We start from the raw sequence: 14,209 nt of genomic DNA, 5'->3' as shown, positions 1-14,209 counted from the left end.
GCGTCAGGCACTCCAGTGGGGCCTGCGCACCGTCGTGCGCGTGCGAGGCGCGTCAGGCGCTCTTTGCGCGCTTTACGCTTTTCGCAGTCTTCGCGGTCTTCGCAGTTGTTGCGCGCTTGCGTGGTGCGGCGGGCGCGGTGACCTCGATCCACGTCGGTGCGTGGTCGCTGGGCTTCTCCAGCGCGCGCACCCAGCGATCGACACCTGCCGCCTTCAGGCGTTTGGCCAGGGGCGGGTTGAGCAGCAGGTGGTCGATGCGCAGGCCGCGGTCGCGCTGGAAGTGCTGGCGGAAGTAGTCCCAGAACGTGTAGATGGTTTCGTCCGGGTGCAGCGTGCGCAGCGCATCCGTCCAGCCCTGCGCCAGCAGCCGTTCGAACGCCTCGCGCACCTCCGGCTGCAGCAGCGCATCCTTGCGCCAGGACTTCGGGTCGTAGACATCGTCGTCGGTGGGGATGACGTTGAAGTCGCCGATCATCGCCACCGGGTGCGGCAGCTCCACCAGCGTGCGCGCGTGGCGGATCAGCCGCTCCATCCACGCCAGCTTGTAGTCGAACTTCGGCCCCGGCTGCGGATTGCCGTTGGGCAGGTACAGGCAGGCGACCACGATGCCGTGCACCGCCGCCTCCAGATAGCGGCTCTGGGTATCGTTGGCGTCGCCCGGCAGGCCGCGCCGGCTTTCCACCGGCACCGCGCCTCGGGCCAGCAGCGCCACGCCGTTCCACGAGCGCTGGCCCTGCCAGATCGCGCCGTAGCCGGCGGCGTCCAGGGCATCCACCGGGAACGCCTGGTCGAGCGCCTTCAGTTCCTGCAGGGCGACGATGTCGGGCTGCTCGCGTTCCAGCCAGGCGAGCAGATGCGGCAGCCGGGTGCCGATGCCGTTGACGTTGAAAGTGGCCAGCCGGAGCGTGCGGCGGCTCATGCCCGCACCATGGCGCGATCATCCGTGTTCAGGCGATCTCCGGGCGGGATCGATCGGGGCCAGCGTCGCTCCCACAAGCACGGCGCACGGTCGGAGGCCGCTGCTGGCGCCGGTGACGACGATTCCCCGATCGGCGTGGGCTTCATGACAGGACTCCCCGATCTGGACGGCGAGCGTAGGGCGGGTGTGATCGGCAAGGAGTGAAGCCGGCGCGGATTCGCGTTGCCCTGACCAGCGCGTGGCGAGGCGTGGGCCACGTCCGCGTCAGCCTTTGAGCGAAAGCGCGAGGCTCCCGCGGGCGCGCCGATCGCCGATGGTGTTGCCGCGCACCCGATGGCGCGCGGCAGCGGCGGGGGCGCCTGCGTGATCTTGCCGCCGCCATGACGCGGAACCGCCTACGCTCGGCCGACGCGCAAGGAGGAAGGATCATGGTCGAGCACGCATCTGTCGATATTGCCGCGCCGATGGCATCCGGCGCTGACGCACACCTGGTGTCCACTGGTCCCGCCACGTCGACGGAGGCGTCGCCCAGGCGCCCGGGCGCGCTGTCCGACGAACTGGAGACCCGCCTGTGCTCCCTGCAGCGCCGCCTGCCCTGGGCGCGCGAGCGCTACCCGGCCGACGAGGACTTCTGGACCTGGTTCCGCGGCGAGCTCTCGCTGATCCAGAGCCTGCCGACCACCCCGGCGGAACGCGCCGCCTATCAGCTGCGCATCGCCCTGATGATCGCCGAGCACCCGACGGCCTGCACAGCGCCGCAGGCAGCTGCGTAACGTTGCTCGGGGCGTTTATCGCGCCTGCGGGATCGGAATGTTGCGGTTTTCGGGGCTGGCCGGGTGAAACCCTTCTCCCGCGTGCGGGAGAAGGTGGCGCGAAGCGCCGGATGAGGGCAGACGCCCTAGACCCCCAGCCCCGCCCAGCTCATGTACGCCCCGATCAACCGGTCGCCCCACATGAAGACGATCCACCCGGCGGTCGCCAGATAGGGCCCGAACGGAATCGGCGATGCCCGGTCGCGCCCCTGCGTGGCCAGCCAGATCGAACCGATGATCGCGCCGGTCACCGCCGACACCAGAATGATCGGCAGGATCCCCACCAGCCCGCACCATGCACCCAGCGCGGCCAGCAGCTTGAAGTCGCCGTGGCCCATGCCGTCCTTGCCGGTGAGCTGCTTGAACACCCACCACACCGACCACAGGCTGACATAGCCCGCGATTGCGCCCAGCAGCGCAGGCTTCGCCGGCATATAGAGGTTGTCGGCCGCGGCGATCAGGCCCAGCCACATCAGCGGCAGCGTCAACTGGTCCGGTAGCAGCTGCGTGCGCAGGTCGATGCCCGACAGCGCGACGAGGAAGCAGGTCAGCACGATCGCGCCGAAGCCCTGCCAGCCGAAGCCGAAGTTCCACACGCAGGCCAGTACCAGCAGCATCGTCAGCAGCTCGACCAGCGGGTACTGGATCGAGATCGGCGCCTTGCATGAGCGGCACTTGCCGCGCAGCGCCAGCCAGCTGAAGACCGGGATGTTCTCGTACCAGCTCAGCTGGTGGCCGCAGTGCGGGCAGTGCGAGCGTTCCACCACGATGCCGGGCGGCGGCGGATCGTAGATCTCCGGTGCTTCCAGCACCTCGCGCGCGTCGCGCTTCCATTCCCACTCCAGCCGTTTCGGCAGCCGCAGGATCACCACATTGAGGAAGCTGCCGAGCATGAGCCCGAGCGCAGCCGCAGCCGGATACCCCAGTTCGGGGTGCTGATCGAGAAATGCCATGCGCGGGATTCTAGAGGAGCGGGCTAAGGGCTGCGGATCAGACCACGGCCGCCAGCTTGAAGATCGGCAGGTACATGCCGATGACCATGCCGCCGACGACCACGCCGATGAAGATCATGATCATCGGCTCGATCAGGCTCGACAGCGCATCCACCGCGTTGTTGACCTCTTCCTCGTAGAAGTCCGCCACCTTGAACAGCATGGTGTCGAGCGCACCGGCTTCCTCGCCGATCGCGGTCATCTGCACCACCATGTGCGGGAACAGGTTGACCTGCTTCATCGCCATGTTCATCGGGTAGCCGACGGAGACATCGTCGCGGATTTGCCAGGTAGCCTTCTCGTACACCGTACTGCCGGTGGCGCCGGCAACCGATTCGAGCGCCTCCACCAGCGGCACGCCGGCCTTGAAGGTTGTCGCCAGCGTGCGGCTGAAACGTGCGATCGCCGAGTTGTGCAGGATCTGGCCGATCACGGGGATTTTCAGCATCCAGCGGTCGATGGTGTGCTGTAGTGCAGGTGATCGCTTGTAAGCAAAGATGAAGGCAACGGCAGCGCCGACGGCAATGCCGAGAATCATCCACCAGTACGCGACCATGAACCGGCTGGCGGCGACGATCATCTGGGTAAAGGCGGGCAGTTCCGCACCGAAGCCTTCGAACACCGACTCGAACTGCGGCACCACGAAGATCAGCAGGATGGCGCTGACGATAATCGCCACGGCAATGACCGTCGCCGGGTAGAACAGCGCCTTCTTGATCTTGCCCTTCAGCGTCTCGATGTTTTCCTTGTAGGTGGCGATGCTGTCGAGCACGGTCTCCAGCACACCGGCGGATTCACCCACCCGCACGAGGTTGCGGGTCAGTTCGTCGAACTGCACCGGATACTTGCCCAGTGCCTCGGCGAACGCCGTGCCGTTCTCGATGTCGACGCGGATCGCGTTGATCATCTCCGCCATCTTCGGGTTCTTGTGACCGCTGCCGATGATTTCCAGCGCCTGCACGATCGGCACGCCGGACTTGATCATCGTGGCGATCTGGCGGCTGAAAACCGCGATGTCTTTGGGCGTGATCTTCTTGCCAGCGCCGCCAAACAGCGCCTTCTTCTTGGGCTTGACAACCCCGGGGCTGATGCCCTGCCGGCGCAGCTCGGCCTTCAGCAGGCTGGCGTTCTTCGCCGACTGCTCGCCCTTCATCTTCTTGCCGCGCTTGTCGGTGCCCTCCCAGACGAACGTCTCCAGGGTCACGCCCTGGCGACCGGGCGACACAGGCTTGCGGGCCGCGGACTTGGCGGCGGATCGGGTCACGGACATCGGCTTATCCCCTTGACCGGCCTCCCCGGGCCGGGTAACGCCCGCATGGTAGCGCGTCGCGGCCCCGTGCGGAATTTCCCACTGTGACGCCCGGCAGCCTTTGCATCACCACCGGCTTTTTCCCCTCTCCCGCAGGCGGGAGAGGGTGCCCCAAAGGGGCGGGTGAGGGCGCTCCAGGCTCAATCCTTCGTCACCCGATTGATCTCCGCCAGGCTCGTCACCCCCTGCTTCACCTTCAACAGGGCCGACTGCCGCAGATCCCGCACCCCCGACCTCTTCGAGGCCTCCGCAATCTCCAGCGCATTGCCGCCTGCCAGCACGATCTCCTGGATCTGCTCGCTCATCGGCATCACCTGGTAGATGCCGGTCCGGCCCTTGTAGCCATTGGTGCAATCGTCGCAGCTGCCGGCGTCGAACAGCTTCAGGCCCGCATGGATCTCGTCCGCTGTGAACCCCTCCGCCAGCAGCGCGTTCTCGGGCAGGTCGATCGGCTTCTTGCACTTCTCGCACAGCCGCCGCGCCAGGCGCTGTGCGATCACCAGCGTCACCGAAGAGGTGATGTTGTACGGCGCGATGCCCATGTTCATCAGGCGCGCGATGGTCTGCGGCGCGTCGTTCGTGTGCAGGGTGGACAGCACCATATGGCCGGTCTGCGCCGCCTTCACTGCGATCTCCGCCGTTTCCAGGTCGCGGATTTCGCCGACCATGATGATGTCCGGGTCCTGGCGCAGGAACGAGCGCAGCGCCGCGGCAAAGGTCATGCCGCGCTTGGTGTTCTGCTGCACCTGGTTCACACCGGGCAGGCGGATTTCCACCGGGTCCTCGACGGTCGAGATGTTGCGCTGCTCGTCGTTGAGGATGCCGAGCGCGGTATACAGGGACACCGTCTTGCCCGAGCCGGTCGGGCCAGTCACCAGCACCATGCCGTAAGGCTTGTGGACCGCATCCATGAACAGCTTCTGCTGGTCGGGCTCGTAGCCCAGCTTCTCGATGCCCAGCTTCGCCGCACTGCCATCGAGGATACGCAGCACCACCTTCTCGCCGAACAGGGTCGGCAAAGTGCTGACGCGGAAGTCCACCTGCTTGGTCTTGGACAGGTTGAGCTTGATGCGCCCGTCCTGCGGCACGCGCTTCTCCGCGATGTCCAGCTGCGCCATCACCTTCAGGCGCGCGGTAATCCGGCCGTTGAGCTTGACGGGCATCTTCGCGGCCTGCTTGAGGATGCCGTCGATGCGCAGTCGCACCCGGTAATCATCCTCGTAGGGCTCGAAGTGGATGTCGGATGCACCCTTGCGGATCGCGTCCACCAGCACCTTGTTGACGAACTTGACGATCGGCGTGTCGTCGGAGCCTTCGCCGACGGTCTCGGAACGACCCTCGTCATCACCGCCAACATCGAGCCCCTCCAGACCCTCGGCACCCTCAAGGGCGTCGCCAAAGCTGTCGTTGGCGTCCAGCCACACATCCAGGGTGCGTCGCAGCACCTCCTCGTCCACGAGGATCGGTTCCACCACCAGGTTGGTGTGGAACTTGATCTCGTCCAGCGCGCGGGTATCCGTCGGATCTGCAGTGCCGACGAACAGCTTGCCGCCGCGCTTGAACAGCGGCAGCACGCAGTGCTTGCGCAGCAATTCGTCCTTGACCAGCTTGATCGCACTCTGGCCCGGGTCCATCACGGTCGGGTCGAACAGCGGCATGCCGAACTCGATCGAGTTGGCGGCGGCCAGCTGGGCACCTGTGATCCTGCGGTGCTCGCGCAGCCAGGTGGTGACGTTCTTGCGCTCGGCAGAGGCGCGATCCAGCGCGTCGCGGGCGGTAGCCTCGTCCAGCGCGCCGTCCATGACCAGGCGGCGGGCAATGCCGGTGATGCCGACGAGGTTCGGGGCTGCAACTGCGCTCATGTGCGGGTTCCTGACGTGGTCCGGGCGACTTTAACCCACCCGTGAAGTGCGGTCAGGGCGCTTTGCTCCCCGTGGCGCATGCCCCGATGGCGCGCCTGCGGGCCTGAACTCTGCCGCTACGGGTTCCATGTGCCGGCTTGTTCCCAGGATCGGCGGCTGTCAGACTTAGTCCAGTTCAACCAGGTCACCTCTCATGGCCACCACGGTCAATGTCCACGAAGCCAAGACCCATCTTTCGCGGTTGGTGGAGCAAGCTGCGGCCGGCCAGGAGACCATCATCGCCAAAGCAGGCAAGCCGATGGCGCGGCTGGTTCCGCTGGTCGCCGAGCCTAAAGCCAAGAAGTTGGGACTACTTAAGGGCAGGATCGCGATCGCCGCGGATTTCGACGCGCCGTTGCCGGCGGATTTTCTGGTCTCCGGCCGGGACCCGTAGCGTGAAGCTACTGCTCGATACGCACGTCCTGCTGTGGGCGCTTGGCGACCCGACGCGTCTCGGCAGGAAAACGGTGACCCTGATCGAACGTTCAGAGGTGTTGGTGAGTGCCGCCTCCCTCTGGGAAATCAGCATCAAGGCAGCGCTGGGGAAGCTGAAGGCCGATCCAGCCGAGGTATTCGACGCTGTCGTCGTGGCAGGCTTCGACTGGTTGCCCGTGCAGGGCGAACACGCAGCGGCCGTGTTCTCGCCGGGTCCACTGCATGGCGATCCGTTTGATCGCCTGCTGGTCGCGCAGGCGCAGACGGAGCATGCGGTCCTGCTGACGTTTGATGAGACTCTGTTGGCCTACGGGAAGGCGGTTCGGCTGGCCGAATAGTCCTCGTCGACCAGGATCGGCTCCACCACCATGTTGGTGTGGAACTTGATCTCGTCCAGCGCCCGGGTGTCGGTGGGCTCGGCCGTGGCCACGAACAGCTTGCCGCCGCGCTTGAACAGCGGCAGCACGCAGTGCTTGCGCAGCAGCTCGTCCTTGACCAGCTTCACCGCGCTCTGGCCCGGGTCCATCACCGTCGGGTCGAACAACGGCATGCCGAACTCGATCGAGTTGGCGGCCGCCAGCTGCGCACCGGTGATCCTGCGGTGCTCGCGCAGCCAGGTGGCGACGTTCTTGCGCTCGGCCGAGGCCCGGTCCAGCGCGTCGCGGGCTGCGACCTCGTCCAGCGCGCCGTCCATGACCAGGCGGCGTGCGATGCCGGTGATGCCGACGAGGTTCGGGGCTGCGACTGCGCTCACGTTCGTATCCTGATTTGGTTCGCTGAATCTAACGCACTCAAGGGGCGCCGGCAGCGCGCGCTACGCCGGAAGGTCTCTCAAAACGCCGATTCCACCAGGACCCAGTTTGAACGAACTTGTCGGCCGACATTATTGATATGGCGTGCGGTGACCATTGCGGAGGTCCCGGTCGTTGTGATCTGAAAGTAGTCGTCAAAAAAAAGCCCCGACTCTCGCCAGGGCTTTCCTTGCTCAATGTTGAGTAGTGACAACGATGCCCAGTATCAATTGGACAGCGTGGTCTTGCAGGTCTGAGGACGCAACTTTTCGGCGACGTTGGTGCTGCAGGTCCAAGCGCCGACTACACCCCCCGTGGTATCTGCCGCACGGCTCCAACGAACAGATTGCCCGGCGATTTGTGCATTTCCCTTGAGTGCGCAAGTCACAGCAGACTGGCCACTAGTTTGCACACTGACCGTATAGGTGCAGCGATCGGAGGATTCTTGTAGACCGACCGCCTGAGGCGTGGTGATAGCGGCAGAAATTCCCTCAGCAACCTTCGACTCAATGTTCACTTTCGCAGGCGTGATCTCGGACAGACCTGCGGCAACCTGAGAGCGAGCGGTATAATCCTGGTAAGCTGGCAGCGCAATCGCGGCCAGGATGGCGATGATCGCGACGACGATCATCAGTTCGATCAGGGTGAAGCCCTTCTGCATCTTCTTCATGGTGTATCCCCTAGGAGTGATTTGAACTCACGTGCCGTTGGGCGGCGGGTGCCGGGTCCGTTGGCAGCCGTGCGACCTCCGCACGTGCTCCAGTATCTACGCAACAGCCATGCCAACCGTGTGGGGAATCCCCTGACGGGCAGGTTCTGCCGGGCGCGGTCACAGATCGGGGTGGCTGGAGCGATGCGGGGTGACGCGACGCGTCAGTTCAGGGGATCGAAGTGACGCGAAAGGTTGGGCTGGCCGCCGGGCGCTTCAGGAGGCAACCGCGTTCCAGTAGATGTAGCCGAGGCCGAAGCTCTGCACGAGCAACCAGATCCACGCGGCGGCGGCGTGGTGGAAGCGACGGTCGAGAGGCAGGTCCTCGCGGCTGGCGGCGAGGAGTCCGACCCAGGCGATGGAGAAGGAGATGCCGAGGGTGAGCAGGCCGCCGCGGGGCTGGAGCAGGCCGTAGCGGGGGTCGACCTGCATCAGGGCGAGGTAGCCGAGGACGTTGGCGAGGGTGATGAGGGCGGCGATCCGCTTCACCGTCAGCGCTCCGGATCGATCACGCCGACCATTGCGGAGACTTCAGCAGCCCTTGCACCGCAGCGTCTGGCCTCCTCCTGCCAGGGCCGGACCGCGTGGCGCACCTCATCCAGGATCTCGCGGGCCCGTGCTCCTTGAAGACGGTAGAAGTCGTGCACCTCGAGCAGCAGGCGGCTGTCCGGGGTGGGGTCGTCGGCGCCGATGGCCAGCACATGGACGTCCTTGTCGGGGTTGGGGTTCACGTCGAACGCCGGGGAGAGCCGCCAGCCACCGGGCGCGCGGAGGAAACCGTGGTTGCGCAGGTGGTCGTCGCGGTTGCCGACCAGCACGTTGAAGGCGACACGGCGGAACAGTGCGTGCAGGTCTTCCTCGATCGCGTCCGGCACGTTTTGATGCTCGATGGTCTCCACCAGGTCCAGATAACTGCTGCCTTCGCTGTCGTCCACGTCCAGCAGGGTGAAGGCCGAGGCATAGGCGCGCCGCTGACCTGTCCGTGTCCGGTCGAAGCGCTGGACGGCATAGGTCGTGCCGTGCCCGGACAGCCGCATCGGCATGGCCTGCGACATGACGATGCCGGCCTGAAGTGCCAGGCGATGGGTGATGTATTCCCACAGGCCGACGTCACGACGATCGTCCGCGGATGGAAACTTCGCCATCCACAGCGATCCGGCCGCGTCGCGCGCCCCGGCCTTCGGTCTCGCACCGCCGAGCGAGGCGCCGGGCGCCACCAGTTGCCGGATCCATGCCGCTTCCTGCCCGTCGGCGGCCGTGTCGCCCTGCTCCATGCGGCGTGCAATCGCTTCCAGTTGTCGGAGTTCGGTCATGGGCGGAGCGCTCAGCACGTCGTCGTCCAGGTATGGACCGTCCGGCGTGCGCAGGCGCAGTGCGCCCATCCTGGACTCGTCATTGACACCGAGGAGGTAGTCCCAGTGGCGCAGGGTGCGGGGTCGCCGATCCTCCGCACGTGCGGCGATCACTTCACGGCGGTCCATCAGGATCTTGCCCCAGCGGTCGGGGGAGCAGTCCAGGAACGCGCCGGTCAGGCTGGCGGCGCCGGCACGGGCACGCTTCGCGCCAGGGCCGAGGAGGAGCTGTGGATCCAACGGAAACCTGCGGTGGGGCGGAGCGCTTTCCAGCCAGCCCGGAGCGTAGGTGAAATCGATGGTGTCGCCGGTCCGGCTGGGGCGGCGGTTCAGTTGCCCCACCAGCGCGGGGCCACCCAGGGTGGCGTCGTCGAGCCAGACCTCGACCATCGTGATGTCTTCGCTGGATCGCGTGGCCGGGGTCATCGGGGCCCACCCCCCGGGCGCCGCAGGCGGTTGTCCTGGAGTTCCCGCCCCAGCGGATCGTCCTGGGCCAGCTTGTCGATGTCGGCCTCCAGCCCAAGCACCGCAAGCACGCGCCACACAGTGGAGAAACTCGTGGACGAATCGCCCGCTTCCAGCTTGCCGATCGTGGGGACGCTGACGCCAACGCGCGCCGCGAGTTCGCCCTGCGTCATCTCTCGCCGCATCCGCGCCGCGCGCAGGCGCGCCCCCAGCCGCTGGATCTGCCGCTGGGCGCGGGGCATCACCGGGGGTGTGCGCTTCGCCATACGAAATTAAATTATGCTTGAACGGGGCGAAATGCAATTTTATTTGTGGTGGAGGCAGGTCATAGCAGCCGGGTGTGCAGCGGCGTGATTCCCATTCGCCTGTTGGACGGGCCACGCAGCTGTGTTGACAATGTAAATACAAATAGGCAGATTTGCAGCCATGGATGCCCACTTCGAACTCAATGGCGTCAGCTTCGTGTGGGATGAGAAGAAAGCGCTGTCGAACACGGCCAAGCATGGCATCACCTTCGAGTGCGCGGCGGAAGTGTTCTTCGATCCGTTTGTTCGCGTGGTGGACGCCAGCCGGAACGGCGAGACACGCGATGCAGCGGTTGGTTATGACCGCAGGAGCCGGTTGCTGTTTGTGGTGCACGTGCTGTTCGAGGACGACACCATCCGGCTCGTTTCCGCCCGCAGGGCTACGACCGAGGAGCGCCACGAACATGATTCCTGACAAGCTCAAGACCCGCCTGCAGAAAGACCGTGCGATGACCACGATCACCCTGCGGATCCCCGTGGACGTGGTGGAGTCGCTGAAGACCATTGCGCCGTTGAAAGGCATGAGCGGATATCAGGCGCTGCTGAAGGCCTACGTCAGCGAAGGGCTGCGCCGCGACGAGGCCGCGCATGTGTTCGGTCCTGCTGCGCGGCTGGCCGAAGCCCTGCGACGGCGCGGCGTGCCAGCCGAAGTCATCGAAGCAGCCGTGCAGGACGCTGCGGCTTAGGGTCCGCTGTGAGATGCCCTCATCCGCCCCTTCGGGGCACCTTCTCCCGCTTGCGGGAGAAGGGTTGGATCAGCCGCTTTGGGGAGAAGGTTGGATCGGCCGCTTGCGGGAGACGGGTTCGATCAGCGGCGCGGGGTCAGGAGAGTGCGGCCGGGTTCGCGCCCAGGTCCGATCAATCAATCCCCAGCTTCTTCAGCTTGTAGCGCAGCGCACGGAACGTGATGCCCAGCGCCGCCGCGGTTTTTGTCTTGTTGTAGCGGTTTTCCTGCAGCGCCTGCTGGATGGCGGCGCGTTCGATTTCCTCGATGTACGAGGGCAGGGCGGTGGAGGCGGTGTCGTAGGGGCTGAGGGTGCGCGGGTCGGGCATGGGCGCAGGTGATTGTGCGCCGCCGGGTGACTGGCCGGGTACGGCATCGGCGCGGCCGGCGCCGGCGCCCAGGTGCATCCCCGGGCGCTGGCCGCGCGGCAGGTGCAGGTCGTCGGCCTGGATGAGGTCGCCCTCGGCCAGCGCCAAGGCGCGCTCGAGAATGTTCTCCAGTTCGCGCACGTTGCCGGGGAAGGGGTATTCCTCCAGCGCGGCGAGTGCGCCCGGGGCCAGTACCGGGGTGGGGCGGCGCATCGCCTGGGCGAGGCGCTGCAGGATGCCGGTGGACAGCAGCTTGAGGTCGCCGGTGCGCTCGCGCAGCGGCGGCACGTGCAGGCCGATGACGTTGATGCGGTAGTACAGGTCGTGGCGGAAGCTGCCGAGGTCGACCAGCTGGGCGAGGTCCTTGTGGGTGGCCGAGAGGATGCGCACGTCCACCGGCACCTCGATGGAGGCGCCCACCGGGCGGATGGTCTTCTCCTGGATGGCGCGCAGCAGCTTGACCTGCATCGACAGCGGCAGTTCGGCCACCTCGTCCAGGAACAGGGTGCCCCCGTCGGCGGCCTGGAACAGGCCGGGCTTGTCGGCGTGGGCGCCGGTGAAGCTGCCCTTGCGGTGGCCGAAGAACTCGCTCTCCATCAGCTCCGCCGGGATCGCGCCGCAGTTGACCGGCACGAAGGGGCCGGCCGCACGTGCGCTCTGCGCGTGGATGGTCCGCGCGACCAGCTCCTTGCCGGTGCCGGATTCGCCGCTGATGTGCACCGGGGCCTGGCTGCGCGCGACCTTGGCCACCGTACGGCGCAGGTCGACCATGGCATCGGATTCGCCGAACAGGCGTCCGGCCGGCTCGTCGCTGGGCGCCGGAGCAGGGCGGGTGTTGAGGTCGAGCGCCTGGCGGACCAGCCCGCGCAGCATGTGGATGTCGACCGGCTTGCTGACGAAGTCGAACGCACCGGCCTTCAGCGCTTCGACCGCCGCCTCGACGTTGCCGTAGGCGGTGATCACCGCGACCGGGGTGCGCGGGAAGCGGGTGGTGATTTCCGACACCAGCTCCAGGCCGGAGCCGTCGGGCAGGCGCATGTCGGTCAGGCACAGCTCGTAGCTGCCGCTGCCCAGCAGCTCGCGCGCGGCGGTCAGGGTGGGCGCGGTGTCGGTGCGCAGGCCCATCCGCCCCAGCGTCAGCACCAGCAGCTCGCGGATGTCGTGTTCGTCATCGACGATCAGTACGGAGCGTTGTTCGCTGGTCGTGGTCACCGGGGATCCTCGTTGGGGTTTGCCTGGCCGCGATCCATGCGGTGGGGGGGGGGTGGCTGCATGGCCTGCGGGAGCGGAGCGCCTGTGGGAGCGGCCTTGGCCGCGATCCCCGGCCTCGCGGCTACCGGCATCGCGGCCAAGGCCGCTCCCACAGGCGCTCCCACAGGCCGCTCCCGCGGGGTCACCCAAGGCCACTCGGGCAGGCGCACGGAATTGCCCGCGCAGGTCAATACGTGACCAATTATGCCGAAAGCAGCGGGTTGCGTCCCGACAGCACCAGGCGGAAGCAGGCCCCACCCCCGGGCACCGACACGTAATCCAGGGTGGCGCCGTTGGCCTTGGCCAGTTCGCGGGCGATATAGAGGCCCAGGCCGGTGCCGTATTCCGACGTGGTGAAGAACGGCCGCCCGATCTGCGCGGCCACCGCTTCGGGAATGCCCGGGCCGCGGTCGGTCACCTCGATCGCCGGCCGGCCCTCGCGCACCTCCACCGCCACCGTGACGCGGGCGATGTCGCCGGGCATGCGGCCGTGGTTGATCGCGTTCTGCACCAGCACGGTGAGGATCTGCTGCAGATGGCGCGGGTCGAACACGGCGTCCAGCGGGCGATCACGCCCGGACTGCTGCAGGCTGCCGTTTTCCGGCGCCAGGGTGAGGTGGAAGTCGGCCACGAAGCGGCGCACCGCGGCCACCAGTTCCAGCTTCTCGGGCATCGCGCGTTCGCGCCGCGCCAGCCCGAGCACGCTTTCGACGATGCCATTGGTGCGCTGGCACTGCTGGCTGATGATCTGCAGCAGGCGACGGTCGGCATCGGCGAGCTCGGCTTCCTCCAGCAGCTGCGCCGCGTAGTTGATCGCCGCCAGCGGGTTGCGGATCTCGTGCGCCAGGCTGGCCGAGAAGCGGCCCATCGCCGACAGGGTCAGTGATTCCGCGCGTCGCGAGACCAGCGAGGCGTCGTCGAGGAATACCAGCGCCGAGTCGCCGCCTGGCAACAGGCGCATGAAGCGCGGTTGCACCTCGATGCGCTCCGGGCCGCACAGCACCGGGGATTCGTCGTTGCGGTTGTCCTGCCGCCAGCCGGCCAGGCGGGCGGCCAGGTCGGGGGCGGGCCCGGCCAGCGCGGTGCCGTCGAGGGCGCCATCGTCCTCGCCACCGAGCACCAGCGTCGCAGCCTCGTTGGCGAGCTGGATGCGGTCCTGGCCATCGACGATCAGCACGCCCGTGCGCATGCGCCGGATGATCAGTTCGTTGAGGCCGGCCAGGTTGGCGGCGTGCTCGCCATGGCGATCGGCCAGCGCCTGGCTTTCGCGCATGCGTTCGCCCAGCAGGTTGGTCAGCACCGCCGTGGCGATGAAGCTGATCGCGAACATCAGCGCCTCGGCCAGCGATCGCCCCGAGCTCCCTTCCACCTGCGACCAGAGGTATTCGCCCAGCGTCGCCGCGGCGGCGGCAAACGCCACCAGCAGCGCCACCCGCAATTTCAGGAACAGCGCCGCGCCGCCGATGTTGGTCAGCAGCAACAGGGCGACGCCCGGACCTGCCGCAGGCAGCGCATGGGTGATCAGCAGTGCCAGCGCGATGTCCACCACCGCGCCGATGAGGGCCAGTTCGCCCAGCTGCGCATCGGGCCGACGCGCCCAGAGCCACAGGGCGAACGCAGCGGGCAGGCCGGCGATGGCCACGGCGATCGCCAGCTCGGGATCGTGGGGTTCGGCGATGATCGGCCCGACCGGGCTGAACACCAGCAGGCACAGCAGGCTGGCTTCGAGCAGGCGGTACAGCGCCAGCAGCTTGAGTTCGCGTCGCAGGACGCGGTCGGTGTAGACGATGCTGGCGGGCAACTGGAACAGGGGCGCCGTCCTGGCGGGAGTTCGTCGCGAGTATAGGGGCACCACAAGGCGGGGCTCCGAGGCTTC

The 14,209-nt window shown here is 66.9% G+C and carries 15 protein-coding genes and 1 pseudogene; 5 read left to right on the top strand and 11 right to left on the bottom strand.

The window, feature by feature from the left end; genetic code table 11:
• Positions 1-52 precede the first annotated feature (52 nt).
• The gene (gene xth / locus LDO11_RS12075; protein ID WP_232141769.1) at positions 53-919 is read right to left on the bottom strand and encodes an exodeoxyribonuclease III; all 867 of its coding nucleotides are present in this window, start codon (positions 917-919) and stop codon (positions 53-55) included.
• Between the two features lie 491 nt (positions 920-1,410).
• On the opposite strand from xth, the gene LDO11_RS12070 reads away from it, so the two are divergent.
• On the top strand, positions 1,411-1,692 hold the full coding sequence (locus tag LDO11_RS12070) for a hypothetical protein (RefSeq protein ID WP_232141768.1): 282 nt from the start codon (positions 1,411-1,413) through the stop codon (positions 1,690-1,692).
• A gap of 125 nt (positions 1,693-1,817) precedes the next feature.
• On the opposite strand, the gene LDO11_RS12065 is transcribed toward LDO11_RS12070, so the two are convergent.
• The 3 genes from LDO11_RS12065 to pilB form a co-directional block, all read right to left on the bottom strand.
• Positions 1,818-2,684, bottom strand: a complete 867-nt coding sequence (locus LDO11_RS12065) for a prepilin peptidase (RefSeq protein ID WP_232141767.1) — start codon at positions 2,682-2,684, stop codon at positions 1,818-1,820.
• A 37-nt stretch (positions 2,685-2,721) separates the two neighbouring features.
• Entirely contained in the window at positions 2,722-3,993 is a 1,272-nt protein-coding gene (locus tag LDO11_RS12060) for a type II secretion system F family protein (protein WP_232141766.1), read from the bottom strand.
• Positions 3,994-4,172: 179 nt separating this feature from the next.
• Entirely contained in the window at positions 4,173-5,894 is a 1,722-nt protein-coding gene (pilB, locus tag LDO11_RS12055; protein WP_232141765.1) for a type IV-A pilus assembly ATPase PilB, read from the bottom strand.
• Between the two features lie 193 nt (positions 5,895-6,087).
• Between pilB and LDO11_RS12050 the strand changes: the two genes are divergently transcribed.
• Positions 6,088-6,327 (top strand): type II toxin-antitoxin system Phd/YefM family antitoxin, encoded by a 240-nt coding sequence (locus tag LDO11_RS12050; RefSeq protein ID WP_232141764.1) that lies wholly within the window; start codon positions 6,088-6,090, stop codon positions 6,325-6,327.
• A 1-nt stretch (position 6,328) separates the two neighbouring features.
• Positions 6,329-6,706: a type II toxin-antitoxin system VapC family toxin gene (locus LDO11_RS12045; RefSeq protein WP_232141763.1), complete on the top strand. Its 378-nt coding sequence runs from the start codon at positions 6,329-6,331 to the stop codon at positions 6,704-6,706.
• Here the strand turns inward: LDO11_RS12045 and LDO11_RS12040 are convergent.
• From LDO11_RS12040 to LDO11_RS12020, 5 genes and pseudogenes are all read right to left on the bottom strand, one after another.
• Positions 6,706-7,122 (bottom strand): annotated as a pseudogene (locus tag LDO11_RS12040) (GspE/PulE/PilB domain-containing protein); the annotation flags it as partial. The gene LDO11_RS12045 and the pseudogene LDO11_RS12040 overlap by 1 nt on opposite strands.
• A 263-nt stretch (positions 7,123-7,385) precedes the next feature.
• Positions 7,386-7,829, bottom strand: coding sequence for a pilin (locus LDO11_RS12035; protein ID WP_232141762.1), 444 nt, complete (start codon positions 7,827-7,829; stop codon positions 7,386-7,388).
• A gap of 255 nt (positions 7,830-8,084) precedes the next feature.
• Entirely contained in the window at positions 8,085-8,357 is a 273-nt protein-coding gene (locus tag LDO11_RS12030; protein WP_232141761.1) for a hypothetical protein, read from the bottom strand.
• Positions 8,358-8,359: 2 nt separating this feature from the next.
• Positions 8,360-9,646 (bottom strand): type II toxin-antitoxin system HipA family toxin, encoded by a 1,287-nt coding sequence (locus LDO11_RS12025; protein WP_232141760.1) that lies wholly within the window; start codon positions 9,644-9,646, stop codon positions 8,360-8,362.
• Positions 9,643-9,951 carry a helix-turn-helix transcriptional regulator gene (locus tag LDO11_RS12020; RefSeq protein ID WP_232141759.1) on the bottom strand — a complete coding sequence of 103 codons (309 nt, stop codon included), beginning with the start codon at positions 9,949-9,951 and terminating at the stop codon, positions 9,643-9,645. The genes LDO11_RS12025 and LDO11_RS12020 overlap by 4 nt, the downstream gene beginning before the upstream one ends.
• Before the next feature lie 160 nt (positions 9,952-10,111).
• On the opposite strand from LDO11_RS12020, the gene LDO11_RS12015 reads away from it, so the two are divergent.
• A complete protein-coding gene (locus LDO11_RS12015) occupies positions 10,112-10,405 on the top strand; it encodes a BrnT family toxin (RefSeq protein WP_232141758.1) in 294 nt (97 codons plus the stop codon).
• A complete protein-coding gene (locus LDO11_RS12010; RefSeq protein WP_232141757.1) occupies positions 10,395-10,676 on the top strand; it encodes a BrnA antitoxin family protein in 282 nt (93 codons plus the stop codon). Before LDO11_RS12015 ends, LDO11_RS12010 begins: the two co-directional genes overlap by 11 nt.
• Positions 10,677-10,848: 172 nt before the next feature.
• Here LDO11_RS12010 and LDO11_RS12005 read toward each other — a convergent pair whose 3' ends face one another.
• Positions 10,849-12,294, bottom strand: a complete 1,446-nt coding sequence (locus LDO11_RS12005) for a sigma-54-dependent transcriptional regulator (RefSeq protein ID WP_232141756.1) — start codon at positions 12,292-12,294, stop codon at positions 10,849-10,851.
• A 241-nt stretch (positions 12,295-12,535) separates the two neighbouring features.
• Positions 12,536-14,134 (bottom strand): sensor histidine kinase, encoded by a 1,599-nt coding sequence (locus tag LDO11_RS12000; RefSeq protein ID WP_232141755.1) that lies wholly within the window; start codon positions 14,132-14,134, stop codon positions 12,536-12,538.
• Positions 14,135-14,209 lie beyond the last annotated feature (75 nt).

It is taken from the genome of Alterluteimonas muca, assembly GCF_021191595.1.
Classification (GTDB): Bacteria; Pseudomonadota; Gammaproteobacteria; order Xanthomonadales; family Xanthomonadaceae; genus Luteimonas; species Luteimonas muca.
This window is presented reverse-complemented; position numbering and strand designations above follow the sequence as displayed.

Excerpts from the sequence above, each read along its gene's own strand:
- pilB (WP_232141765.1), bottom strand. The coding sequence starts at position 5,894 with ATGAGCGCAGTTGCAGCCCCGAACCTCGTCGGCATCACCGGCATTGCC.
- xth (WP_232141769.1), bottom strand. The coding sequence starts at position 919 with ATGAGCCGCCGCACGCTCCGGCTGGCCACTTTCAACGTCAACGGCATC.
- LDO11_RS12020 (WP_232141759.1), bottom strand. The coding sequence starts at position 9,951 with ATGGCGAAGCGCACACCCCCGGTGATGCCCCGCGCCCAGCGGCAGATC.
- LDO11_RS12035 (WP_232141762.1), bottom strand. The coding sequence starts at position 7,829 with ATGAAGAAGATGCAGAAGGGCTTCACCCTGATCGAACTGATGATCGTC.
- LDO11_RS12050 (WP_232141764.1), top strand. The coding sequence starts at position 6,088 with ATGGCCACCACGGTCAATGTCCACGAAGCCAAGACCCATCTTTCGCGG.
- LDO11_RS12010 (WP_232141757.1), top strand. The coding sequence starts at position 10,395 with ATGATTCCTGACAAGCTCAAGACCCGCCTGCAGAAAGACCGTGCGATG.
- LDO11_RS12060 (WP_232141766.1), bottom strand. The coding sequence starts at position 3,993 with ATGTCCGTGACCCGATCCGCCGCCAAGTCCGCGGCCCGCAAGCCTGTG.
- LDO11_RS12015 (WP_232141758.1), top strand. The coding sequence starts at position 10,112 with ATGGATGCCCACTTCGAACTCAATGGCGTCAGCTTCGTGTGGGATGAG.
- LDO11_RS12065 (WP_232141767.1), bottom strand. The coding sequence starts at position 2,684 with ATGGCATTTCTCGATCAGCACCCCGAACTGGGGTATCCGGCTGCGGCT.
- LDO11_RS12025 (WP_232141760.1), bottom strand. The coding sequence starts at position 9,646 with ATGACCCCGGCCACGCGATCCAGCGAAGACATCACGATGGTCGAGGTC.